A 21,135-nucleotide genomic window follows, 5' to 3' on the forward strand; every position below is an offset into this window, starting at 1 on the left:
CAGCGTGCCACGCCTGACCTCACATCGTCGCCGTGACCTTCTTCAAGCCGCGCGGCGCGTCCGGGTCCTCGCCCCGGGCCAGCGCCAGGGCCAGCGCGAGCCGTTGCAGCGGCAGGATGTCGAGCAGCGGCGCGTACCGCTCGTCGACCTCGGGCACCGCCATCCGGGTCTCGCCGACCTCGGCGGAGCCGACCACGACCACGTCGGCGCGACGTTCGCCGAGGCGGGGCAGCACCTCACGCATCGACGTGCCGCCGGGACCCGAGCCGACCACGGCGAGCACCGGGACGTCCGGGTCGGTCATGGCGAGCGGGCCGTGCAGCAGGTCGGCGCCGGAGAAGGCGAGCGCCGGGAGGTACGAGGTCTCCATCAGCTTCAGCGCCGCCTCCCGGGCGGTCGGGTACGCGTACCCCCGGCCGGTGGTGACGAGCTGGGCGGCGAACCGGTAGCGCGGGGCGAGCCGGGCCGGGGTGTCGTCGGCGAGCGTCTGCGCGGCCAGCTCGGGCAGGCGGCTCAGGGCGGCGTGCTCCTCGGCGGGCAGCACGCCGTCGCCGGCGCGTACGCCCTCGATCAGCATGAGCAGCGCGAGCAGCTCGGCGGTGTAGGTCTTGGTGGCGGCGACCGCGCGTTCGTGGCCGGCGGCGATGTCGACGCTCAGCTCGGCGGTCTCCACCAGCGGCGAGCCGGGGTTGTTGGTGACGGCGAGGGTGAGCGCGCCGGAGGCGCGGGCGACCCGCAGCACCTCGGCGAGGTCGGGCGAGCCGCCGCTCTGGCTGACGCCGACGACGAGCGCGTCGGAGAGGTCGGGCCGGGCGCCGAAGACGGTGATCGCGCTCGGGGAGGCCAGCCCGGCGGGCAGGCCGAGGCGGATCTCGGTCAGGTAGGCCGCGTAGAGCGCGGCGTGGTCGGAGGTGCCCCGGGCGGTGAAGACGACGTGCCGGGGGCGCCGTTGCGCGACGACGGCCGCCACCTCGGCGATGGCCGCCGCGTGCTCGGTGGAGAGCAGACGCTCGTAACCGGCGGGCTGCTCGTCGATGTCGGCGGCCATACCGGCCCCTGGAAGCGTCACTCCAGAACCTCCTTCTGCGCGTTTCCCGCGCGTTCGATGCTCAGTCTTGCACGTTTGAGCAGCCTCAATCAACGCAACGAACAGGAGTGCGCAGTGGATCACTAATCGACGGAAGATCCCCTAGGCTTGCCCGGCTGACCGACCCGACCGGCGAGAGGACGACGTGCCCGAGGACGACGCCGCGCTCTCCGCGGAGGAGGAACTCGCACTGGCCCGGCTGGCGCTGGGCGAGGGGGACCTGCGGCACGCCGCCGACCACGTGGCCGCCGCGCTGGTCCGCTCCCCCACGCTGCCCGAGGCGCACGAGACGCTCGCCCGGCTGAACGCGGCCAGCGGTGGCGACCTGGACCTCTTCCCGCTCGGTCAGCAGGCGTTCGTCGGCGCCGTGGTGGCCCGCGCGCACCTGCTCGCCGCCGCCGGCCGCCCCGCCGAAGGGCTCGACCTGCTGGCCGCCGCCACCGGCTACGCGCCCACCGCGCCCTGGGCCGCCGTGCCCTGGGTGACCGCCTCCGACCTGCCGGAACGCCTCGACCCCGAGCGCACCGCCCGGATCCTCATGCAGGTCTGCGCGGCAGCGCCGGACCCCGCGCCGCGCCGGCTGCGCGAGCCGCTCGCGCCGTACCTCACGCTGGCCCGCAACGCGATCACCGTCCATCCGGCCCATCCGCTGCTGCTGGGCGCGGCGTCCGCGCTGGCCCGGCGCCTCGGCGAGGTCACCCTCGCCGTCACCTGGGCCACCCGGGGGGTACGCGCACAGCCCACCAAACTCGGCGAGGTGTGGCTCGGGTACGCGTACCGCAGCGCCGGCCGGACCGCCGAGGCGCTCGCCGCACTGGAACGCGCTGTCGCGCTCGACCCGGACGACCTCGCTGTCTACGCGGACATCGCCGGCACGCTGGCCGACCACGGCCGGCTCGACGCGGCACTGGGCTGGGTCGACCGGGCGCTGGCGAAGGATCCGTCCTTCGACTGCGCGGTGCACACCGCGCACCGGCTGCGCTACCTGCGCGACGGGAACGTGGACCACCTGGTGGCGCTCGCCGACTTCGTCCGCGACCACCCGGACGACACGCACGAGCACGGTGACCTGGCCGAGTGCTGCCGGGGCCGCCCCTGGCTCGGGCAGGTGACCCCGGCCGGCGACGACGCCCCGGCCCCTGACGGTCCCGCTCCCTCGGCCGAGGCGGTACGGCGGCTCCAGCAGCTCGCGCACCCGGCCTGGCCGCACCCACCCGCCGCGTACGACGCCGCCGTCGGGCTGGCCACGCTGGACCTCGCCGACCTGCTCGCCCTGCTGGCACACCCGCCGGAGGCGCCGGCGACCGCGCTGGGCCGGGTGCTCGGCGGGCAGGACCCGGCACTGTGGACGCGCTGCGCGCAGGTCTGGGCCTGCCTCGGCCTGCTGCACCACCGCACCGACGAGCAGTGGGAGCGGTCCACCCGCCGCCGGGTGCTGCGGGAACTGGCCGCCGGCGATCTCGGCCCGGCCGCCGAGGCGGCACTGTTCGCCCTGGTCACCGCCGCCTGGATGCACCCGGACACGCGCACCGACGTGGCCGCGCTGGTGGCCGGTCGGATCGCCGAGGTGGCGGCCGGGTCCGCCCGGCGTAGCCCGGTGGCGGTGTCGCTGGCGTACCTGGCGCGAGCCACCCCGGCACTCGACCCGGCGGCACGCGCCACTGCCGACGGGCTGATCGCCGACGCCGAGGGCGGACCGCTGCGGCGTCTCTGGCGACGCCTCGCCGCCCTGTTCCGCCGCGGCTGACCACGCGCGGAGCGGCAGACGCGGCCCCGCGTACCCCTGGAGGGGCGGCGGGGCCGCGACCGTGCGTCAGGCGACGGGGGCCCGGCCGAGCGCGGCCTCGGCCTCGTCCTCAGGTGTGGCGCCGGCCGGCGGCACGTCGTTCGTCGCGCGCAGCGGCACCTCCTTGATGAACCAGGCGAGCACCGGTACGGCCACTGTGAACAGGACCGCCCAGAAGAAGACGTGCGAGATGGCGTCGGACAGGCCGCCGAGCACCGCCTCGCGCACCGGGCCGGTGAGCTTCCTGAGCGCCTCCAGATTCATCGCGCCGCCCTCGCCGCCGCCCGAGCCCGAGAACGCGGGACCGGCCGCCGAGTCGGCAAGGCGGTTGGCGAAGATCGCACCGAAGAGGGAGACGCCGAACGAGCCGCCGATGGACCGGAAGAAGGTGGCCGCACCGCTGGCCGCGCCGAGGTCCTTCTGTTCCACGCTGTTCTGCGCGATGAGCATCGAGGTCTGCATGAGGAAGCCCATGCCGACACCGAGCACGATCATGTAGAGCGAGGACTGCGCCTTGCTCGTGTCCACGTCCAGCAGGCTGAGCAGGCCCATCCCGGCGGCCATCACCACGCCGCCGACGATCGGGAAGAGGCGGTAACGGCCGGTCTTGGTGATGGTCCGGCCGACCACGAGCGACACCACGAGCATGCCGAACATCAGCGGGAGCAGCAGCAGGCCGCTGTTCGTGGCCGAGGCCCCCTGGACGGTCTGCTGGTAGAGCGGCAGGAAGTTCATCGCGCCGAACATGGCGAAGCCGAGCAGGAAACCGATCACCGAGATCAGCGCGAAGTTGCGGTTGGCGAACAGGCTCAGCGGCAGGATCGGCTCCGGCACACGTCGCTCGACCAGCGCGAACGCGCCGAGCGCGAGCAGCGCCAGCACGGCGAGGCCGAGGATCTGCGGCGAGACCCAGTCGTACTCGTTGCCGCCCCACGTGGTCACCAGCACGATGGCGGTGATGCCGACGGACAGCAGCGCCGCGCCCAGCCAGTCGATCTTGTGTTCGGTGCGGTACTTCGGCAGGTGCATGGTGGTGGCGAGGACCAGCAGCGCCACGCCGCCCAGCGGCAGGTTGACGTAGAACGCCCAGCGCCAGGAGAGGTTGTCGGTGATGAAGCCGCCGACGAGCGGGCCGGCGACCATGGCGATGGCCATGATGCCGGCGATCATGCCCTGGTAGCGGCCGCGCTCGCGGGGCGGGACCAGGTCACCGATGATGGCCATGACGCCGACCATCAGGCCGCCCGCGCCGAGGCCCTGCACGGCACGGAACGCGATCAGCTCGGTCATGCCGGTCTCCGTGCCGCCGAAGACGCCGGAGCCGGACATGCCGCAGAGGGCGGAGCCGACCAGGAACACGACGACCGCGGTGAGGAAGACCGTCTTGCGGCCGTAGAGGTCGCCGAGCTTGCCCCAGATCGGTGTGGAGACCGTGGTGCCCAGCACGTACGCGGTGACCACCCAGGTGAAGTGGTCAGCGCCGCCGAACTCGAAGACGATCCGCGGCAGCGCGGTGCTGACGATCATGTTGTCGAGCATCGCGAGCATCATCGCGATCATCAGGCCGAACAGGACGATACGGACGTTGGGTCTCGTGGTCACCTGGGCTGGTTGACTCATCGGTAGGCTCCCCCGAAGATCGGATGATCGACTTACTTGCCGCCCGGCTAGTTGACTTACTAGCCGGACGGTAAGCTGATGGCGGGCGCACGTCAAGCGGATTGGAAGGATGTCGGCTGGTGAGGGAGACCACAGGGGGCACACGGCAGCGGATCCAGGCCGTCGCCTTGGAACTCTTCACCGAGCAGGGCTACGAGAAGACGTCCCTGCGGGAGATCGCCGAGCGGCTCGGCGTGACGAAGGCGGCGCTCTACTACCACTTCAAGAGCAAGGACGAGATCGTCACCAGCCTGGTCGACGACCGGCTGCGCCGGATGGACGAGCTGATCGCCTGGGCCGCCGACCAACCACCCACGCTGGCCACCCGGCGCGCCCTGATCGGCAGGTACGCCGACAGCATGTTCGCCGGCGACCTGCCCCAGGTGATGCGCTTCTTCGAGCAGAACCAGACGGTGCTCAAGAGCCTTGTCGCGGGCCAGCAGATGCGGGACCGGATAATGCGCCTGGCGCACGAGCTGTGCCGGGGCGACGACTCCCCCGCCGCCCAGCTCCGCGCCGCGCTCACGCTGTTCGCGGTGCACAGCAGTTGGTTCGCGGTACGCGCGCCCGGCATCACCGACGACGAGCGCAAGCGGATCGCGCTCCAGGTCGCCGACGAGCTGCTCGCCAAGATCGGCGAGACCGGCGCGGAAGGCGACGCCTGAGCCGCGCTCAGCGGGCCGCGGTCAGGTCCAGCCGCAGGCCGCGCAGCTCGATGCCGGGCATCGGCATCCAGTCCTTCTCCGGGTACCTGACGAAACCCAGCCGCTCGTAGAGGCGGTGCGCGCTCGCCGCCATCCCGGCGCGTACGCAGATCACCAACGCCGTGCAGCCCAGCTCCGTCGCGCGCGCCACGCACGCGGACACGAGCGCCGCGCCCGCGCCCCGGCCCTGTGCGACCGGATCCACCGCGAGCATCCGGAACTCGGCCTCGCCCGGTTCGGCGAGATCGGCGTACGGGCTGCCGGGCAGCACGAACGTCACCGCGCCGAGCACGTGGCCGGTGGCGTCGTCGACGGCCACCAGAACCTCGCCGCTCTCGGCGCGGGTGGCCACGTCGGCGAGCACCGGCGCGTACCCGCTCTCGTCTTTGAGCTGGCCGTCCGCCTCGTACGCGGCCACCGTCAGCCGGGCCACTGCCGGCAGGTCCGCCGGCTCGGCGCGGCGCACCCGCAGGCCGGTCAACCGATCTCCGCGATCAGGTCGCCGTCCTGCACCACGTCACCCTCGTTGACCGCGAGCCTCCGCACCACGCCGTCGGACTCGGCGACGACCGGGATCTCCATCTTCATCGACTCCAGGATGACGAGGGTGTCGCCCTCGGACACCGTGTCGCCGGCCGACACGACGACCTTCCAGACGTTGGCCACCATCTCGGCGCGGATCTCCTCGGCCATTTTGTGGCCCTCCCTCTCCGACAGCTCCCCGACAATCCTGCGAACGGTATCCAATCATGACGCCGGTCACGCCGGGCCGCGCACCACCGGGCGCGCGATCCGCCCCACCGCGTCCCGGCGGGCGACCACCGCACTAGCATCGTGCGGGTCGGCCAACGGCGAGCCCGGGGGCCACACCGCGACCTCCGCCGCGCCCAGCCGCGGACGGAACCGTGACCAGCACAAGGAGGCAGAGCATGGCGAAGAAGGCCCGGAAGAAGAAGGCCCGGAAGAAGAGCAGCGCCAACCACGGCAAGCGCCCCAACTCCTGATCATCGGATCAGCGCGGCAGAAGCCGGAAACGCGGAACGGCCCGGGTCCGATCACGGACCCGGGCCGTTCGTGGCTTGTCAGTCGGCCAGTTCGCGGGACTCGGTGGTCTCGAAGACCACCAGCTCGGTCAGCCGCAGGCGCAGCCGCTCCCGCAGCTTCTCCGGCGCCGCCTCGTTGCCGCAGCACCGGGCCACGAGCGCCTTGACCTCCTGCTCGATGCCGTACTCGCGCAGGCACGGCCCGCACTCGTCCAGGTGGTGCCGGATCAGCACCCGGCGCTCCTCGGCGCACTCCAGGTCGAGGTAGAGGTAGACCTCGGCGAGGACCTCGCGGCAGTCCGTCTCGTGCGGTTGTCCACAGCTCACGGTCACACCTCCCGGCCGGCGGCGGCGGTCGAACCCTTCTTCGACGAGGCGGCGCTGAAACCCCGCTCCGCCGCGTACTGCTCCAGCAGCTTCCGCAGATTACGTCGGCCACGGTGCAGACGGGACATCACGGTGCCGATCGGCGTACCCATGATGTCGGCGACCTCCTTGTACGAGAAGCCCTCGACGTCGGTCAGGTAGACGGCCATGCGGAACTCCTCCGGCAGCTGCTGGAGGGCCTCCTTGACGTCGCTGTCCGGCAGCCGGTCGAGCGCCTCCGTCTCGGCCGAACGCAGGCCGCTGGACGTGTGCGACTCGGCCTCGGCGAGCTGCCAGTCGGTGATCTCCTCGGTCGGCGCCTGGATGGGCTGGCGCTGCCGCTTGCGGTAGGTGTTGATGTAGGTGTTGGTCAGGATCCGGTAGAGCCAGGCCTTCAGGTTCGTGCCCTGCTCGAACTGGTGGAAGGCGGCGTACGCCTTCAGGTACGTCTCCTGAACCAGGTCCTCCGCGTCCGCCGGGTTGCGGGTCATCCGCAGCCCGGCAGCGTAGAGCTGATCGACGAAGGGCATCGCGTCCCGCTCGAAGCGGGCCCTGCGCTCGTCCGTCTTCTCGGTGGTCAACCGCACATCCCCTCGCGTCGGATGCTTTCCCGCCGAGGATACGCGTACCCACTTACCGGCAGATTCACTTCCGGAGTGTGTGCCGGTGCTCACGACCGACGCCGCCGCGGGCCACTCCGGCGCGTCGAGCAGCCGCCGGAGCTGGCGCTCGTCCCGTTCGTCCCGTTCCCGGCTCCGTGTCTCGATCGGCACCGGTCACCCCCCTCGCCTGGCTCTGTCGTCGTCCAAGGGAGGTAACGCGAGGTGCGGGGTGCGGCATTCCTCCACCCCACCCGATCCTGGTCCCGGCCTCGGCCGCGACCGAGGCTGGGACCAGGAAGGGCCTGGGAGGGTGGCCCCGGCGCGCCCGAACCGGGCGGCCGGCACCAACCGGTGCAACGACCCGCCGCGTCGGACGGTCACGGCACGCGCCGCCGGTCAGGACGACCACCCGTGTACGCGCAGCCAGTCCCGCACCACGGCGGCCGTGCCGGACGGATCTCCGCGCAGGTCGTGGCGCTCCCCCGGCCGGACCACCACCTCGATGCCGGGGCCCGGCCCGGGTACGCCGAACGGGTCCCGGTCGCCGTTCACGACGAGCGTGGGCAGCCCGGTGCGCAGTTCCCCGGCCCGGGAACGCTCCGGTCGCCCCGGCGGGTGCAGCGGGAAGGCCAGCGCCACGACTCCGGCCGCCCCGACGGCGGCGGCGGTACGGCAAGCCACCCGGGCACCACTGGACCGGCCCCCGACCACCCAGTGGCGCACCAGTGGGGCGCGACGGCGCAGCTCGGCCAGGACCGCCGTCCACGCCTCGTCGAGGTGCCCGGCGGGGGCGGGCGCGCGGCGTCCGGCCACCCGGTACGGCTGGGTCACCAGGGCCACCCCCGCCCCGGCGGCGAGCGCCGCGTCGCGTACCGCGGTGAGGTCCGGCGCGTCCACGTCACCGCCGGCGCCGTGCCCGAGCACCAGCACCGTCGCGCCGCCGGTAGGCGGATCGAACCGCAGCCGGGCGGGGCCTCTCGGGGTGTCGATCTCGTCGTCGTGCCGCACCGGCTCATTCTGCGCGGGCCGGGCGGCCCACCGGCGGCCGGGCGCGGAAACGCCGACGTCGCCCGTGGCCCACTGCGGCGGGCCACGGGCGACGTCGGGATCAGCTCAGCGGAACCAGCGTGAGCAGACGGTCGCGCACCGGCGGGCCGGCGTCGTCGAGCGCGTCCGGATCCGGCTGCACCTCGCTGCGCCAGGCCACCAGCATGGCCCGCCGCTCACGCGGCGTGGTGCCGCCCCAGACGCCGTGGCAGTCGCCCACCTCCAGCGCCCAGGCCAGGCAGGAGCCCTGGACGTCGCAGGTGCGGCAGAGCGCCACGGCGGCGTCGGCCGGCTCGTTCGGCGCCGGGAAGAACGTCTCCGGATCGACGTTCTGACAGGTGCCCCTGGTGCGCCAGGCGTCGTCCTGGCGTCGTTCGTCAAGCGCCCGCAGCAGTCGCGGATCGCGCCGCGCGGCGGCTACCTCGTGCGGACGGGGCATGCGTGCCCGTGTCAATACACCCACCTCCCCCGTGGGAACCGGCGAAGATCTCTAAAAGATCGATGGATGTCATCCGCCCCGTGCGAACAGACGCCCATCACCGGCGCTGTGTTCTATCGCATTCGCATGCGTAAGGACAAGGGTCTTCGATGAAAGTGACTGAACGTCTGGGCGACTTTCCCACCCAACCCCGACAGAAAGGGCCGCGTGAATGTGGCAGAGCGTGATCAGAACAGGGTCGCTCCGGCGGCCGTCCCGGTGCCCGCCGGAACCACCGGCACGATCAGTTCCGGGCCGTCGTTGCGGACGTCGCCCACGGCCCGGGACACGGGCCTGATCTCCAGGCCGGCGAGCAGGCCGGCATGCGGCGGCGCGAGCAGCTCAGCCGGCTCCTCGGCCGGGCCCAGCCAGGCCGCCCAGCGCTCCGGCGGCAGCAGCAGCGGCATCCGGTCGTGCACCTCGGCCAGCTCGCCGACCGCGGCGGTGGTGAGCACGCTGAACGTGAGCCGGGCCGCCCCGGCCGGCTCCCACACCGACCAGATGCCGGCGAGGGCCAGGACCGAGCCGTCCCGCGGGGTCATGAAGTAGGGCTGGCGTCCGCCGTCGGCGAGGCGCACCCACTCGTACCACCCGTCGGCGGGGACCAGGCAGCGGCGGCGGGCGAAGGACGGCGCGTACGCCCGGCTGGTGGCGACCGTCTCGGCCCGTGCGTTGATCATGCGGGCGGCCCCGGCGGCGCTGCGCGACCACTGCGGGAGCAGGCCCCAGCGGCCGAGGGAGAGCAGGCGGTGCCCCTCCGGGGCGAGCCGGACCAGCGGCACCGGATCGGTCGGCGCCACGTTGAAGTCCGGCGTCACCCCGCCGGTCTCGTCGGCAGACTCGAAGATCGCGCTCAGATCGGCGGCGCTCCGGGTCGTGGCGTACCTCCCGCACATGGCGCCCACGCTAGCCGCATTCGGACGTCCCGGCTGTCCCGCCCAACGGGAGCGGGGGCGACGAACGGTGCCACCGGGCCGGGAGCTTGGCAGAATGTAACGGTGAGCAATCCGACCGCGACGCGTCCGCCGCAGCAGTGGACCGCGCCGACCGCGAGCGACCCGGTCGCCGCGACGCTGCGCCTGCCCGGCTCCAAGTCCATGACCGCCCGGGCCCTGGTGCTCGCCGCGCTCGCCGGCGGGCCGTCGACACTCGCCCTGCCACTGCGCGCCCGGGACACCGAGCTGATGGCCGGCGGGCTGCGCGCGCTCGGCGCCCACGTGTCGATCTCGGACGACGACCGCTGGCTGGTCCGCCCCAACCCGCTGGCCGGACCGGCACACGTCGAGGTCGGCCTGGCCGGCACGGTGATGCGCTTCCTGCCCCCGGTGGCCGGGCTGGCCGCCGGCCGGGTCACGTTCGACGGCGACCCGCACGCCCGAACCCGCCCGCTCGGGCCGCTGATCGGCGCGCTGCGGGCGCTCGGCGTCCGCATCGACGCACCGCCGACGGGCAGCCTGCCGCTCGCCGTGCTCGGCGCCGGCCGGGTGGCCGGCGGCGAGGTGGTCATCGACGCCTCCGCGTCCAGCCAGCTCGTCTCCGGGCTGCTGCTGGCCGCGCCCCGGTTCGACAGGGGCGTGGTGGTCCGGCACGAGGGTCCCCCGGTCCCGTCCGCGCCGCACGTGCGGATGACGGTGCAGATGCTGCGCGCCGCCGGCGCCGCGGTGGACGACACCACGCCGGACGTCTGGACGGTCGAGCCGGGCACGCTGTCCGGGCGTGGCTGGGAGATCGAGCCCGACCTGTCCGGCGCCGCGCCGTTCTTCGCCGCCGCGCTGGTCACCGGCGGCGAGGTGACGCTGCAGGGCTGGCCGCGCAGCAGCCTCCAGCCGGTCGAGCGGCTGCGGGAGCTGCTGCACCGGATGGGCGGCGAGGTGACGCTCGGCACCGACGGCCTGACCGTGCGGGGCACCGGCACGGTACGCGGGCTCGACGCCGACCTCTCCGACGTCGGCGAGCTGACCCCGGTGCTGACCGCGCTCACGCTGCTGGCCGACGGCCCGTCCCGGCTCACCGGCATCGGCCACATCCGCGGCCACGAGTCCGACCGGGTGACCGCGCTGGCGAAGGAGTTCACCGCGCTCGGCGCGGACATCACCGAGACCCACGACGGGCTGGAGATCCGGCCCCGGCCGCTGCGCGGCGGGACGTTCCAGACGTACGCCGACCACCGGATGGCGCACGCGGCGGCGGTGGCCGGGCTCGCCGTCCCCGGCATCGAGGTCGACGACGTGGCGTGCACCTCGAAGACCATGCCGGAGTTCCCGGCACTATGGTCGGGGATGGTGACCGGCAAGAACTGACAGCGGGGGGACGTCCTGGCGACGAAGCGGCGCGAGTACGACGAGGACGACGTACGGGTCCGACCGGGCCGGTCGTCGCGCCCGCGTACGCGCACCCGGCCCCGGCACGCCGACGCCGTCGAGGGCTTCGTCATCGCCGTCGACCGGGGCCGCTACACGTGCGTGCTGTCCGGGGCCGGGCCGGACGCGCCGCTCGTGACCGCCATGCGCGCCCGCGAGCTGGGCCGCAAGTCGGTGGTGGTGGGCGACCGGGTCGGGCTGGTCGGGGACACCTCCGGGGCACCCGGCGCGCTGGCCCGCATCGTGCGCATCGCCGAACGGACCTCGGTGCTGCGGCGTACCGCCGACGACGACGAGACCACCGCCGAGGGGCGGCTGGAACGGGTGGTGGTGGCGAACGCCGACCAGCTGGTGATCGTCAGCGCGCTCGCCGACCCGCCGCCGCGCACCGGGTTCATCGACCGCTGTCTGGTGGCCGCGTACGACGCCGACATCGAGCCGCTGCTCTGCCTCACCAAGGCCGACCTGGGCGGCCCGGAGGCGGTGCTCGGCTACTACACCGAGCTGGAGCTGCCGTACGTGCTGATCCGCCCGGACTCCGACCTGGCCGCGCTGCGGGCGCTGCTCACCGGCCGGGTCTCGGTCATGGTCGGGCACTCCGGGGTGGGCAAGTCGACGCTCGTCAACCGCCTCGTCCCGGACGCCGAACGGGCGGTCGGCACGGTCAGCGCGATCGGCCGGGGCCGCCACACGTCGACCAGCGCGGTGGCGCTGCGCCTGCCCGCCGAGCGCGGCGCCGACGGCGACACCGGCTGGATCGTCGACACCCCTGGGGTACGCAGCTTCGGGCTGGCCCACGTGTCCGCCGAGAGCCTGCTGCACGGCTTCCCCGACCTGGTCGAGGCGACAGTGGACTGCCCGGCCAACTGCCCGCACACCGCCGACGAGGCGGACTGCGCGCTCGACGCCTGGGTGGCCGCCGGCAAGGCGGACGCGCGCCGGCTCGCCTCGTACCGCCGGTTGCTGGCCTCGCGCAGCGGCGAGGGCGACCCGCGCGAACCGGAGCGCAACCCCGGCGACCCGCTCGCCGGGTCCTGATCGGCGGACCGGCGGCGACCCGCCGTCGCGGGCCGGGCCGCCGCCACTAGCGTGTCGGACATGACCGGGTACGCCGACGATCTCGCCCTCGCCCACCTGCTCGCCGACGCGGCGGATGCCGTCTCCTCGGCCCGGTTCCGCGCACTCGACCTGCGCGTGGAGTCCAAGCCGGACCTGACCCCGGTCTCCGACGCGGACACCGCCGTCGAGCGGGAGATCCGCGCGCTGCTGGCCGCCCACCGTCCCGCCGACGGCCTGCTCGGCGAGGAGTACGGCGAGCAGCCGCCGGCCGGACCGGACGGGCGGCGCTGGGTGGTCGACCCGATCGACGGCACGAAGAACTTCGTCCGGGGCGTACCGGTCTGGGCCACGCTCATCGCGCTGCTGGAACACGACCGGCCGGTGCTCGGCCTGGTCTCCGCCCCGGCGCTGGGCCGCCGCTGGTGGGGCGCGCTCGGCGCGGGCGCGTTCGCGGGCACCGGCCCGGCCGACGGCACGCCGATCCGGGTCTCCGGCGTCACCGCGCTCGGCGACGCGAGCTTCTGCTACTCGTCGCTGACCGGTTGGGAACAGGCCGGCCGGCTGGACGCGGTGCTCCAACTCATGCGCGACACCTGGCGCAGCCGCGCGTACGGCGACTTCTACGGTTACATGCTGCTGGCCGAGGGCGCACTGGACGTGATGGTGGAGCCGGAACTGTCGCTCTGGGACATCGCCGCGCTGGTGCCGATCGTCACCGAGGCCGGCGGAAGGATCACCGACCTGGCCGGGCGGCCCGCGCCGGCCGGCACCGACTCGGCCGACATCAGCGCCGTGGCCAGCAACGGCGCGTTGCACGACGACATCCTGGCCCGGCTCGGCCGTCCAGCCGAGCGCTGACCCGGGGGGAGCCTCTATCCTCGCCAGGTGGTTTCCTCTGGTTGGTGCTTCCTGGCGGCGATGATCATCGCGTACGGCTTCGCCAACCTCCTTCAGTCGGTCGCCGCCGCGCGGACCACTGTGCACCACACGTTCGACCCGGGGCTGCTGCTGCGCCTCGCCGGGCACCGGACGTACCTGATCGGCCTGGCCTGCCAGGTGGTCGGCTTCGTGCTGGCCTTCCTGGCCCGCCGGGACCTGCCGTTGTTCCTGGTCCAGGCCAGCGTGGCGGCCGGGCTCGGGGTGACCGCCGTACTCGGCGTGCTGGTGCTCAAGTGGCGGCTGCCGGCCGCCGAGGTGGTCCTGCTGGTGCTGTTGTTCGCCGGCATCACCGCGCTCGTGCTGTCGGCCCAGCCGGCGCCGTCACGGCAGCTCGGCACCGCCGGGCTGGTCGGCCTGGCGGTGGCCGTGGTGGCGATCGCCGGCTCGGGCTTCTTCGCCGCCCGGCTGCACGGCGCGCTCGGGTCCGTGGTGCTCGGCTCGCTCGCCGGGATGGCGTTCTCCGCCGCGGCGGTGGCGGCCCGCCCGCTCGCCTCGGCCGGATCGGCGGAGGCGTTCTTCCGCGACCCGCTGCTCTACCTGCTCGTCGTCCACTCGGTGATCGGTCAGCTCCTGCTCGGGCTGGCCATGCAACGCGGGTCGACCACGGCGGCGGTCGCCGCGATGGACGCGGCCGGCGCGGTGCCCGCGGCGGTCGTCGGGCTGCTGCTGCTCAACGACAAGATCTGGCCCGGCCGGGAGTGGCTGGCCGGGCTCGGCTTCCTGGTGACGCTCGCGGCGGTGGTCGGCCTGACCCGGTACGCCGAACCGCAGCACCACCACGCCAGCGCCCGCCAGAAGGCGATCGTGGGCGCCGGGATGGTGCCGGTTCAGGCCGCCTCGACCGGTCCCCGTTCCGAGACAGCCACCTCGACCGGCGCGGCCACCTCGACCGGCGCGGTCACCTCGACCGGCGTCGGCTCGATCGGGGTGGCCGGACGGCGACGCCCGATCACCCGCTCGTAGAGGCGCTCCAGCGCGGCGGCGGTCCGTTCCCAGGTGTAGCTGCACCGGACCCGGTCCACGGCGGCGTGCCCGTACGCGAACCGCCCGGCGTTGTCCGACAGCAGCCGGCGCAGCGTCACCCCGAGCGTGCGGACGTCACCCGGCGGCACCAGTTTGCCGGTCACCTCGTCCACCACCGCGTCGGCGATGCCGCCCATGGCGTAGCCGACCACCGGCACGCCGCAGGCCATCGCCTCCAGCGACACCCGCCCGGCCGACGCGTAGTGCGGCGTGCAGGCCACCACGTCGGCGGAGCGGTACCAGGTGGCCATCTGGTCGTGCGGCACCGCGCCGACCAGCTTCACCTGCTCCGCCACGCCCGCGCGTTCGGCCAGCTCGCGCAGGCGGCGCGCTTCGGCGTGCCCGTCCAGCCGCTCGGGCGGCGGGCCACCGGCGATCACCAGTTCGGCGTCACCGACCAGCCGCATCGCCCGGATCAGGTCGTCCTGGCCGTGCCCGGGCGCGAGCCCGGCGACGGAGAGGATCCGGGGCCGCCGGTCGCGGGGCGCCGCCTCGCCGTCCGGGTGGAAGCGGCCGGTGTCCACGCCGGTCGGCACCATCGCCACCGACGTGCGTTGCAGGCCCATCCGGGTCAGCTCGTCGACCTCGTCGTTGCACTGGGCCACCGCCACGTCCACGGCCCGGGTCAGCGCCCGCTCCAGTGGGATGCGCTCCCCCGGCCCGGTGTAGTCACGGCCGAGGTGGCGCAACTGCTCCACGCCGAGCGAGTGGAAGGTCTGCACCACCGGGATGTCGGTGGCGCGTACCGCGTGGGCGGCGGCCAGCCCGCCGATCCAGTAGTGCCCGTGCACCACGTCGGGGGTCCAGTCACCGGCCCACTGCCCGGCCAGCCAGCGGCCGTACTCGGCGACGAAGGGGACCAGTTCGGCGGTGGAGAGCGTGTCGGGCGGGCCGACCGGGACACGTTCCACCCGGTAGCCGTCGAGTTCGGTCAGGGCGGGCTGGGCGGACGCGGCACGGCGCTCGTAGACGCGGACGTCATGGCCCCGGGCGGCGAGTTCCGCCGCCACGCGCGCAATGTGCTCCTGCGTCCCGACGGCGGGACCGTCGGTGGACGAGCCGGCGTGCGCGCATACAAGGCCGACGCGCATGGTGCACCTCCATGCGTTCTCGCGAGCGGGGTCTCCGGTCAGAGCGTCCCATTAACCCAGGTCCGGTGCGCCCAAACCTGACAGATCGGGGGGTCACCCGGCCACCGCGTCCCGCCGACGGGACAGCCGACCGAACCCGATCACGGGCGAAATCGGTCGGCATGACGGCCCGGGCCGGGGGTACCGACGAGGAATGCCGCTCACCCGCAGTCTCTCCGACGCCACTGTCGTCGTCACCGGTGCCTCCAGCGGGATCGGCGCGTCCACCGCGTACGCGCTGGCCCGCCGGGGCGCCGACGTGGTGCTGGCCGCCCGGACCGAGTCCGCGCTGCGCCGGGTCGCCCTGCTCTGCCGGGAACTGGGCGGGCGGGCCCTGGTCGTGCCCACCGACGTGACCGACCCGGAGGCGGTCCAGCGGCTGGCCGAGCGGGCCGTGGCCGAGTTCGGCCGGATCGACGCCTGGATCAACAACGCCGCCGTGGGAACCGTGGGGCTGTTCGACGAGATCCCGGTGGCCGAGTTCCGCCGGGTGGTGGACGTGAACCTGCTCGGCGCCGTGTACGGGACGCGGGCCGCGCTGCCCTGGCTGGAGGCGGCCGGCGGCGGGGTGCTCGTCAACAACGCCTCGGTGCTGGCCGAGGTGGCGATGCCGTACCAGTCGGCGTACAACGCGACGAAGCACGCGATCCGCGGGCTGGCCGACACCGTACGGCAGGAGTTGCGGGTGACCGGCCGGGGGAACATCTCAGTCTGCACGGTGCTGCCCGCCACCATCGACACGCCGTTCTTCCGGCACGCGGCCAACCACTCCGGCCGGGAGCTGACCGCGCCGCCGCCGGTGTACCCGCCGGACATGGTCGCCGAGACGATCGTCAAGCTGCTGCGCCGGCCCCGGCGGGAGGCGTACGCGGGCGGCGCGGCCCGGCTGATCGGGCTCCAGTGGCGGCTCGCCCCGGCGGTGGCCGAGCGGGTGCTGGGCTGGTACACCGCGCGCACCCAGTTCGGCCCCGGCCTTCGCGCCGGCTCCACCGGCGCCGTGTTCACGCCGGACTCGGACGCGGAGCGGACCGACGGGTGGTCCGGCCGACGCGGTCAGGTGCTGCGGTTGACAGCGGCCGTCGGGCTGGCCGCCGGCACCGCCGTCGGCACGGTGGCGGCGCTCAGCCGCCGGTCGCGGTCCGGTCGGCCGTGAGTCCCGTCGACCGGACCGGTGCGCGGGCGCGGGCCGACGTGCACAATGGGGCGATCATGCCGACGGATGCGCGTTGCCTGGTGGAGACCGACGACTCCTCCCCGACGGTCCGGCTGACCGGAGTGCTCGACCGGTCCGAGGTGGAGACCGTGCGGGACGCGTTGCTCGCCCGGCTGTGGCGGCGACCCGGGGTGCTGCTGGTGGACCTGTCCGGAGTGCGGATTCCCGATCCGGGCGCACGCGACGCGCTGGACGAGGTCTGCCGGGCGGTCGCCGACTGGCCCGCCGCCGAGCTGCTGCTCGATCCGGCCGCGCCGCCGCCGGACGCGCCGCCCGAGCCGCTCGACGCCGACCTGCCCCCGGTGGTCGAGGCCGCCCGCGAGGCGCGGGTGCTGGTGACCGCCGGGTGCGCCAGGTGGGGGCTGCCGGAGCTGGCGGAGCCGGCCTGCATCGCGGTCACCGAGATGGTCAACAACGTGGTGGCGCACGCCGTCACGCCGATGACGCTGCGGCTGGCCCCGCGCGGCGGCGCGCTGCACCTGGCCGTCCGGGACCACTCGACCGGGCGGCCCGCGTACCGGGGGCCGGCGCCGGCGGACTCGGTGGGTGGGCGGGGGCTGCTGCTGATCGACACGGTGGCCCGGCGCTGGGGCAGCACCGCGCTGCCCGACGGCAAGGTGGTGTGGTGCGTGCTGTACGCCGAGGACGAGGCGATGTTCCGCAACTGAGGCACCTTTTCGCCCCGTTACTCCCGATCCACCCGGCCGGTCGCGGTTAGTGCGGGGAGCGCAGTGGGTAGATGCCGAGCATGCGCGACGACGAGTACCCCACCCCCGTGTCCGATCCCGAGGCGGCGGGCCTGCCCGACACCGCCGACGACGACTCCACCGCGAACGACGACGTGCTGACCGGGCGCGAGGCGGACGGCCCCGAGCCGGCCCAGCTCCCCGGTGACCGCACGCCGGTCGCCGTGGACCAGTTCGGCACCACGGCGGAGGAGCAGCTCGACGGCGAGTCGCTGGACTACAAGCTCCAGCGCGAGCGGTACGAGCGCCCCGCGGACGATCCGCTCGCCGGCCCGGTCGACCCGGACATCGCCGCCGAGGCGGACAGCGAGGAGGCCGCCGCGCAGGCCCAGCTCGACGCCGACGTGATCGACCCGGGCCCGGTCTCGGACCCGAACTCCCCGGTCTCCGTGTACGACCACGGGCAGCTTGGCACCGTCGCCGACCACCAGGTGGGCCGGCTGGTCGAGCCGGACGAGGGCGCGCACACCGACCAGGAGACCGACAACGTCGCCTACGACGCCGGGGCGGCCGGCGGCGGGGCCAGCGCGGAGGAGCTGGCGGTGCACGAGACCCGGCCGCCGGAGGCGCGCTGACCGCTCAGCCGTCCAGGCCCCGCTCGATGGCGTACCGGGTCAGCTCGACCCGGTTGTGCAACTGGAGCTTGCCCAGCGTGTTCTGCACGTGGTTCTGCACGGTCCGGTGGGACAGGCCCAGCCGGTCGGCGATCTGCTTGTAGGACAGCCCCTTGGCCACCAGGCGCAGCACCTCGGTCTCCCGTTCGGTGAGCCGGGGTGCGTCGTCGTCCGGGTCGGGCGGCGCGGCGGCCAGCCGCCGGTACTCCCCCAGCACCAGCCCGGCCAGGCCGGGCGTGAACACCGGTTCACCGGCAGCCGTGCGGCGCACCGCGTCCAGGAACTCCGCCGGGGCGGCCGACTTGACCAGGTAGCCGGTGGCGCCGGCCTTCACCGCGTCGAGCACGCCCTGCGGCTCCCCGCTGGCCGAGAGCATGAGCACCCGCACGTCGGGCAGCGCGGCGCGCAGGCCCCGGATCACCTCGACGCCGGAGATGTCCGGCAACTGGAGGTCGAGCACGACCAGGTCGGGGCGGGCCGCCGCGGCCACCCGTACCGCCTGCCGCCCCTCACCGCTTGTCGCCACCACCTGATGGCCCGCCTCGGTGAGGTCGCGGGCCACGCCCTCACGCCACATCGGGTGGTCGTCGACCACCATCACCCGGACGCTCATCCGCGACTCCTCGGCACGACCAGCTCGATCTCGGTGCCGGCGCCGGGCGCGGAGGCGATCCGCACCTCCCCGCCCAGGTCCGCCACCCGGCCCCGGATGGACTGCGCCACCCCGAGTCGCCCCTGCGCGGCGGCCTCCGCCAGCCGCCCCTCCGGGATGCCCGGTCCCTCGTCGCGTACCGAGACGGTCACCGTCTCCTCCTCGTCCTCGATCAGCACCCAGGCCCGCCCGCCGGCGTACCGGGCCACGTTGTCGAGCGCCGCGCCGACCGCCGCGGCCAGCTCACCGGCGGTACGCGCCGGCAGCGGCACGGGTGTGGCGGGCGCGGCCACCCCGACCGTGGCCGAGGCGTACCTGTCGATCAGGTCACGCAGGTCCTGCTCGGCCCCGGCCGGGTCCGGCGCCGCCCCCGCCCGGCCGATCAGCGCCCGCAGCGCCTCCTCCTGTTCGCCGGCCAGCCGCGCCAGCTCGGCCGCCTCGCCGTCCAGCTCCGCGCCGCGTCGACGGACCAGCGCCAGCACCTGGAGCACCGAGTCGTGGATGTCGCGGGCCAGCCGTTCCCGTTCCCGGGTGGCCGCCTCCAGCTCCACCGCCCGCTGCAACCGCTCCTCCGCCTCCACCGCCAGCCGCGCCACGTGCCCGACCACCACACCGGCCAGCAGCATCAGGATCGCACCGGTCAGCGCGGACGGGCTGATCCGGTCCCGGGTGGCGAGGTCGGCGCCGCCGAGCACGATCGCGGCCACCACGCCGCCACGCCGCCCGCAGGCGACCGCCCAGGCGAGCACCGGCCCGGCCAGCCAGGCGGCGGTCAGCATCGGCACCCCGGCGGCCAGCGCCGCGCTCCCGATCACCCACGGGGTGACCAGGATGAGCGCCAGCACCACGCCGAGGTCGGTCAGCAGCAGCGGCCAGCGCCGCCCGGCCGGACGGCCGTAGCCGGCCGCCGTCACGCCGCTCCAGGCCAGCATCGCCAGCAGGACACCGCCCGCGGCGACCGGGTGCGCGTAGCGGCCCGCGTCACGCAGCACGACAAGTCCGACGTACGCGAGCGCGGCGAAGCGGAACACCGCTATCGATCGCCAGAACGGGCCCTCGAGGCCGGAGGACGACGGCATGTGCGCCACCCTGTCACAGCCCGTCCAGGGCACCCCGGCCGGTGCGGCCCGAGAAACCCTGACGTACGGTGGAAATGCCGCGAAAGTCGTCGAGAACCATCGTCGGGACGGGGTCATGACAGACGCAGAACTCCCCGCACCGCGTACGGTTGTGCCCATCGAACCTTCCCTGCTTCTCGCCACGGCCTTCGACCAGGCGCAGGTGACCGGGCTGCGGCACTCGGTCACCGCACACGCGCACGGCGCGGGCCTGTCCGGCCAACGGCTGGACGACTTCGTGCTGGCGGTCAACGAACTGATCACCAACGCGGTCCGGCACGGCGGCGGGCAGGGCTGGCTGCGGCTCTGGCAGCGCGGCGACGACCTGGTCTGCGAGGTCGCCGACCACGGGCCCGGGATCAGCGAACGGCGACTGCGCGACCGGGACCGGCCCGCGCCGGACACCGCCGGCGGCTGGGGTCTCTGGCTGGCCCGGGAGCTGAGCGACTCGATGGAGGTGGACAGCGGCGACGCCGGCACCGTCGTCCGGATCACCGCCGCGCTCACCACCCGGCAGCCCGTCACCGGCCCGTTGGAGGGCTGACCCCGGCCCGTCAGGCGAACAGGGCGCTCACCGACTCCCCGTTGTGGATCCGCCGCATCGCCTCGGCCAGTGCCGGCGCCACCGACAGCACCTCAAGCTTCGGCACCCGCTTCTCGACCGGGATCGGCACCGTGTTCGTGCAGACGATCTCCAGTACGCCCTCCTGTGCGCTCAGCCGCTCCAGCGCCCCGCTGGAGAACAGGCCGTGCGTGCAGGCCAGCCGGATCGAACGGACCCGCCGCTCGTGCAGGTGCGAGATCAGCTCGATCACGGTGCTGCCCTTGGCGATCTCGTCGTCCAGCACGATCACGTCCCGGTCCGTCACGTCGCCGATGATCGTGCTGATCTGCACCCGGTCGTCGCTGTAACGCTGCTTGGCCCCGGCCGCGACGGGCGTGCCGAGCATCCGGGCGAACGCGGCGGCCTCCTTGGCGTTGCCGAGGTCCGGCGAGACCACCACCGCGTTGCTCAGGTCGTACCCCTTGAAGTGGGCGGCCAGCTCGCGCAGCGCGTGCAGGTGGTCCACCGGGACGCTGAAGAAGCCGTGCACCTGCGGCGAGTGCAGCGTCATGGCCAGCACCCGGTCCGCGCCCGCGGAGGTGAGCAGGTCGGCGACGAGCCGGCCGCCGATGGAGATGCGCGGCGCGTCCTTCTTGTCCGACCGGGCGTACGCGTAGTGCGGCAGCACCACTGTGATCCGCGCGGCCGACGCGCCCCGGGCCGCGTCGATCATGAGCAGCAGCTCGACCAGGTGCTCCTGCACCGGTGGCACCAGCGGCTGGATGAGGAAGACGTCGCGCTCCCGGCAGTTCGCCTGCAACTGCACCTCCAGGCAGTCGTTCGCGAACCGGGACACCCGTACCGGGTGCAGTGGAACGTGGAGGTGGGCGCAGATCTCGGCGGCGAGGTCCGGGTGGGCGGTCCCGCTGAACACGGCAATGTCACGCACGTCTGATGATCGTACG

General features: G+C 74.0%; 22 protein-coding genes and 1 pseudogene. 10 read left to right on the top strand and 13 right to left on the bottom strand.

From position 1 onward, the window contains the following. Positions 1 to 19 precede the first annotated feature (19 nt). Positions 20 to 1,048 (bottom strand): SIS domain-containing protein, encoded by a 1,029-nt coding sequence (locus AB0C17_RS22615; protein ID WP_194800719.1) that lies wholly within the window; start codon positions 1,046 to 1,048, stop codon positions 20 to 22. A 184-nt stretch (positions 1,049 to 1,232) separates the two neighbouring features. On the opposite strand from AB0C17_RS22615, the gene AB0C17_RS22620 reads away from it, so the two are divergent. Continuing rightward, the gene (locus AB0C17_RS22620; protein ID WP_357480332.1) at positions 1,233 to 2,834 is read left to right on the top strand and encodes a tetratricopeptide repeat protein; all 1,602 of its coding nucleotides are present in this window, start codon (positions 1,233 to 1,235) and stop codon (positions 2,832 to 2,834) included. Positions 2,835 to 2,900: 66 nt separating this feature from the next. Here AB0C17_RS22620 and AB0C17_RS22625 read toward each other — a convergent pair whose 3' ends face one another. Then, a complete protein-coding gene (locus AB0C17_RS22625; RefSeq protein ID WP_357472347.1) occupies positions 2,901 to 4,493 on the bottom strand; it encodes an MDR family MFS transporter in 1,593 nt (530 codons plus the stop codon). Between the two features lie 119 nt (positions 4,494 to 4,612). On the opposite strand from AB0C17_RS22625, the gene AB0C17_RS22630 reads away from it, so the two are divergent. Then, entirely contained in the window at positions 4,613 to 5,197 is a 585-nt protein-coding gene (locus AB0C17_RS22630) for a helix-turn-helix domain-containing protein (RefSeq protein WP_357383711.1), read from the top strand. 7 nt (positions 5,198 to 5,204) lie between these two features. Here AB0C17_RS22630 and AB0C17_RS22635 read toward each other — a convergent pair whose 3' ends face one another. From AB0C17_RS22635 to AB0C17_RS22665, 7 genes are all read right to left on the bottom strand, one after another. Next, positions 5,205 to 5,717, bottom strand: coding sequence for a GNAT family N-acetyltransferase (locus AB0C17_RS22635; RefSeq protein WP_357480335.1), 513 nt, complete (start codon positions 5,715 to 5,717; stop codon positions 5,205 to 5,207). Further along, positions 5,714 to 5,929: a biotin/lipoyl-binding carrier protein gene (locus AB0C17_RS22640; protein WP_357383706.1), complete on the bottom strand. Its 216-nt coding sequence runs from the start codon at positions 5,927 to 5,929 to the stop codon at positions 5,714 to 5,716. The genes AB0C17_RS22635 and AB0C17_RS22640 overlap by 4 nt, the downstream gene beginning before the upstream one ends. Before the next feature lie 389 nt (positions 5,930 to 6,318). Next, a complete protein-coding gene (rsrA, locus tag AB0C17_RS22645; RefSeq protein WP_026267729.1) occupies positions 6,319 to 6,606 on the bottom strand; it encodes a mycothiol system anti-sigma-R factor in 288 nt (95 codons plus the stop codon). Positions 6,607 to 6,608: 2 nt separating this feature from the next. Continuing rightward, positions 6,609 to 7,418, bottom strand: coding sequence for a sigma-70 family RNA polymerase sigma factor (locus AB0C17_RS22650; RefSeq protein WP_357383704.1), 810 nt, complete (start codon positions 7,416 to 7,418; stop codon positions 6,609 to 6,611). A 225-nt stretch (positions 7,419 to 7,643) separates the two neighbouring features. Continuing rightward, positions 7,644 to 8,255 carry an alpha/beta family hydrolase gene (locus AB0C17_RS22655; protein ID WP_357480338.1) on the bottom strand — a complete coding sequence of 204 codons (612 nt, stop codon included), beginning with the start codon at positions 8,253 to 8,255 and terminating at the stop codon, positions 7,644 to 7,646. A gap of 100 nt (positions 8,256 to 8,355) precedes the next feature. Further along, positions 8,356 to 8,748 (bottom strand): WhiB family transcriptional regulator, encoded by a 393-nt coding sequence (locus AB0C17_RS22660; RefSeq protein ID WP_354871564.1) that lies wholly within the window; start codon positions 8,746 to 8,748, stop codon positions 8,356 to 8,358. A gap of 212 nt (positions 8,749 to 8,960) precedes the next feature. Continuing rightward, complete coding sequence (locus AB0C17_RS22665) at positions 8,961 to 9,668, bottom strand: SOS response-associated peptidase (protein ID WP_357472356.1); 708 nt, start codon at positions 9,666 to 9,668, stop codon at positions 8,961 to 8,963. A 102-nt stretch (positions 9,669 to 9,770) separates the two neighbouring features. On the opposite strand from AB0C17_RS22665, the gene aroA reads away from it, so the two are divergent. From aroA to AB0C17_RS22685, 4 genes and pseudogenes are all read left to right on the top strand, one after another. After that, positions 9,771 to 11,072, top strand: a complete 1,302-nt coding sequence (gene aroA / locus AB0C17_RS22670) for a 3-phosphoshikimate 1-carboxyvinyltransferase (RefSeq protein WP_357472359.1) — start codon at positions 9,771 to 9,773, stop codon at positions 11,070 to 11,072. A 162-nt stretch (positions 11,073 to 11,234) separates the two neighbouring features. Next, positions 11,235 to 12,170 (top strand): ribosome small subunit-dependent GTPase A, encoded by a 936-nt coding sequence (gene rsgA, locus AB0C17_RS22675; RefSeq protein ID WP_357472362.1) that lies wholly within the window; start codon positions 11,235 to 11,237, stop codon positions 12,168 to 12,170. A gap of 60 nt (positions 12,171 to 12,230) precedes the next feature. Then, positions 12,231 to 13,049, top strand: a complete 819-nt coding sequence (gene hisN / locus AB0C17_RS22680; RefSeq protein WP_357480340.1) for a histidinol-phosphatase — start codon at positions 12,231 to 12,233, stop codon at positions 13,047 to 13,049. 60 nt (positions 13,050 to 13,109) lie between these two features. Further along, positions 13,110 to 13,937: pseudogene (locus tag AB0C17_RS22685) on the top strand (hypothetical protein); the annotation flags it as partial. A gap of 20 nt (positions 13,938 to 13,957) precedes the next feature. Here AB0C17_RS22685 and AB0C17_RS22690 read toward each other — a convergent pair. Then, complete coding sequence (locus AB0C17_RS22690; RefSeq protein WP_357472368.1) at positions 13,958 to 15,244, bottom strand: glycosyltransferase; 1,287 nt, start codon at positions 15,242 to 15,244, stop codon at positions 13,958 to 13,960. A gap of 193 nt (positions 15,245 to 15,437) precedes the next feature. On the opposite strand from AB0C17_RS22690, the gene AB0C17_RS22695 reads away from it, so the two are divergent. From AB0C17_RS22695 to AB0C17_RS22705, 3 genes are all read left to right on the top strand, one after another. Beyond that, a complete protein-coding gene (locus AB0C17_RS22695) occupies positions 15,438 to 16,436 on the top strand; it encodes an SDR family oxidoreductase (RefSeq protein ID WP_357383689.1) in 999 nt (332 codons plus the stop codon). 56 nt (positions 16,437 to 16,492) lie between these two features. After that, positions 16,493 to 17,164: an ATP-binding protein gene (locus tag AB0C17_RS22700; RefSeq protein WP_357480343.1), complete on the top strand. Its 672-nt coding sequence runs from the start codon at positions 16,493 to 16,495 to the stop codon at positions 17,162 to 17,164. Positions 17,165 to 17,244: 80 nt separating this feature from the next. After that, entirely contained in the window at positions 17,245 to 17,817 is a 573-nt protein-coding gene (locus tag AB0C17_RS22705; protein WP_135241906.1) for a DUF5709 domain-containing protein, read from the top strand. A 4-nt stretch (positions 17,818 to 17,821) separates the two neighbouring features. Here AB0C17_RS22705 and AB0C17_RS22710 read toward each other — a convergent pair whose 3' ends face one another. Together AB0C17_RS22710 and AB0C17_RS22715 are read right to left on the bottom strand one after the other, a co-directional pair. After that, positions 17,822 to 18,469, bottom strand: coding sequence for a response regulator transcription factor (locus AB0C17_RS22710; protein WP_357383684.1), 648 nt, complete (start codon positions 18,467 to 18,469; stop codon positions 17,822 to 17,824). Next, the gene (locus tag AB0C17_RS22715; protein WP_357480347.1) at positions 18,466 to 19,587 is read right to left on the bottom strand and encodes a DUF5931 domain-containing protein; all 1,122 of its coding nucleotides are present in this window, start codon (positions 19,585 to 19,587) and stop codon (positions 18,466 to 18,468) included. Before AB0C17_RS22715 ends, AB0C17_RS22710 begins: the two co-directional genes overlap by 4 nt. Positions 19,588 to 19,702: 115 nt before the next feature. On the opposite strand from AB0C17_RS22715, the gene AB0C17_RS22720 reads away from it, so the two are divergent. Beyond that, entirely contained in the window at positions 19,703 to 20,170 is a 468-nt protein-coding gene (locus AB0C17_RS22720) for an ATP-binding protein (protein WP_357383680.1), read from the top strand. A 10-nt stretch (positions 20,171 to 20,180) separates the two neighbouring features. Here AB0C17_RS22720 and AB0C17_RS22725 read toward each other — a convergent pair whose 3' ends face one another. Further along, a complete protein-coding gene (locus tag AB0C17_RS22725) occupies positions 20,181 to 21,119 on the bottom strand; it encodes a ribose-phosphate pyrophosphokinase (protein WP_357383678.1) in 939 nt (312 codons plus the stop codon). Positions 21,120 to 21,135: the final 16 nt, after the last annotated feature.

Source organism: Micromonospora sp. NPDC048887 (genome assembly GCF_040649715.1).
In the GTDB taxonomy this organism is placed as follows: Bacteria; Actinomycetota; Actinomycetes; order Mycobacteriales; family Micromonosporaceae; genus Micromonospora.

Excerpts from the sequence above, each read along its gene's own strand:
- AB0C17_RS22615 (WP_194800719.1), bottom strand. The coding sequence starts at position 1,048 with ATGGCCGCCGACATCGACGAGCAGCCCGCCGGTTACGAGCGTCTGCTC.
- AB0C17_RS22625 (WP_357472347.1), bottom strand. The coding sequence starts at position 4,493 with ATGAGTCAACCAGCCCAGGTGACCACGAGACCCAACGTCCGTATCGTC.
- AB0C17_RS22640 (WP_357383706.1), bottom strand. The coding sequence starts at position 5,929 with ATGGCCGAGGAGATCCGCGCCGAGATGGTGGCCAACGTCTGGAAGGTC.
- AB0C17_RS22665 (WP_357472356.1), bottom strand. The coding sequence starts at position 9,668 with ATGTGCGGGAGGTACGCCACGACCCGGAGCGCCGCCGATCTGAGCGCG.
- hisN (WP_357480340.1), top strand. The coding sequence starts at position 12,231 with ATGACCGGGTACGCCGACGATCTCGCCCTCGCCCACCTGCTCGCCGAC.
- AB0C17_RS22690 (WP_357472368.1), bottom strand. The coding sequence starts at position 15,244 with ATGCGCGTCGGCCTTGTATGCGCGCACGCCGGCTCGTCCACCGACGGT.
- AB0C17_RS22695 (WP_357383689.1), top strand. The coding sequence starts at position 15,438 with ATGCCGCTCACCCGCAGTCTCTCCGACGCCACTGTCGTCGTCACCGGT.
- AB0C17_RS22700 (WP_357480343.1), top strand. The coding sequence starts at position 16,493 with ATGCCGACGGATGCGCGTTGCCTGGTGGAGACCGACGACTCCTCCCCG.
- AB0C17_RS22705 (WP_135241906.1), top strand. The coding sequence starts at position 17,245 with ATGCGCGACGACGAGTACCCCACCCCCGTGTCCGATCCCGAGGCGGCG.
- AB0C17_RS22710 (WP_357383684.1), bottom strand. The coding sequence starts at position 18,469 with ATGAGCGTCCGGGTGATGGTGGTCGACGACCACCCGATGTGGCGTGAG.
- AB0C17_RS22715 (WP_357480347.1), bottom strand. The coding sequence starts at position 19,587 with ATGCCGTCGTCCTCCGGCCTCGAGGGCCCGTTCTGGCGATCGATAGCG.
- AB0C17_RS22720 (WP_357383680.1), top strand. The coding sequence starts at position 19,703 with ATGACAGACGCAGAACTCCCCGCACCGCGTACGGTTGTGCCCATCGAA.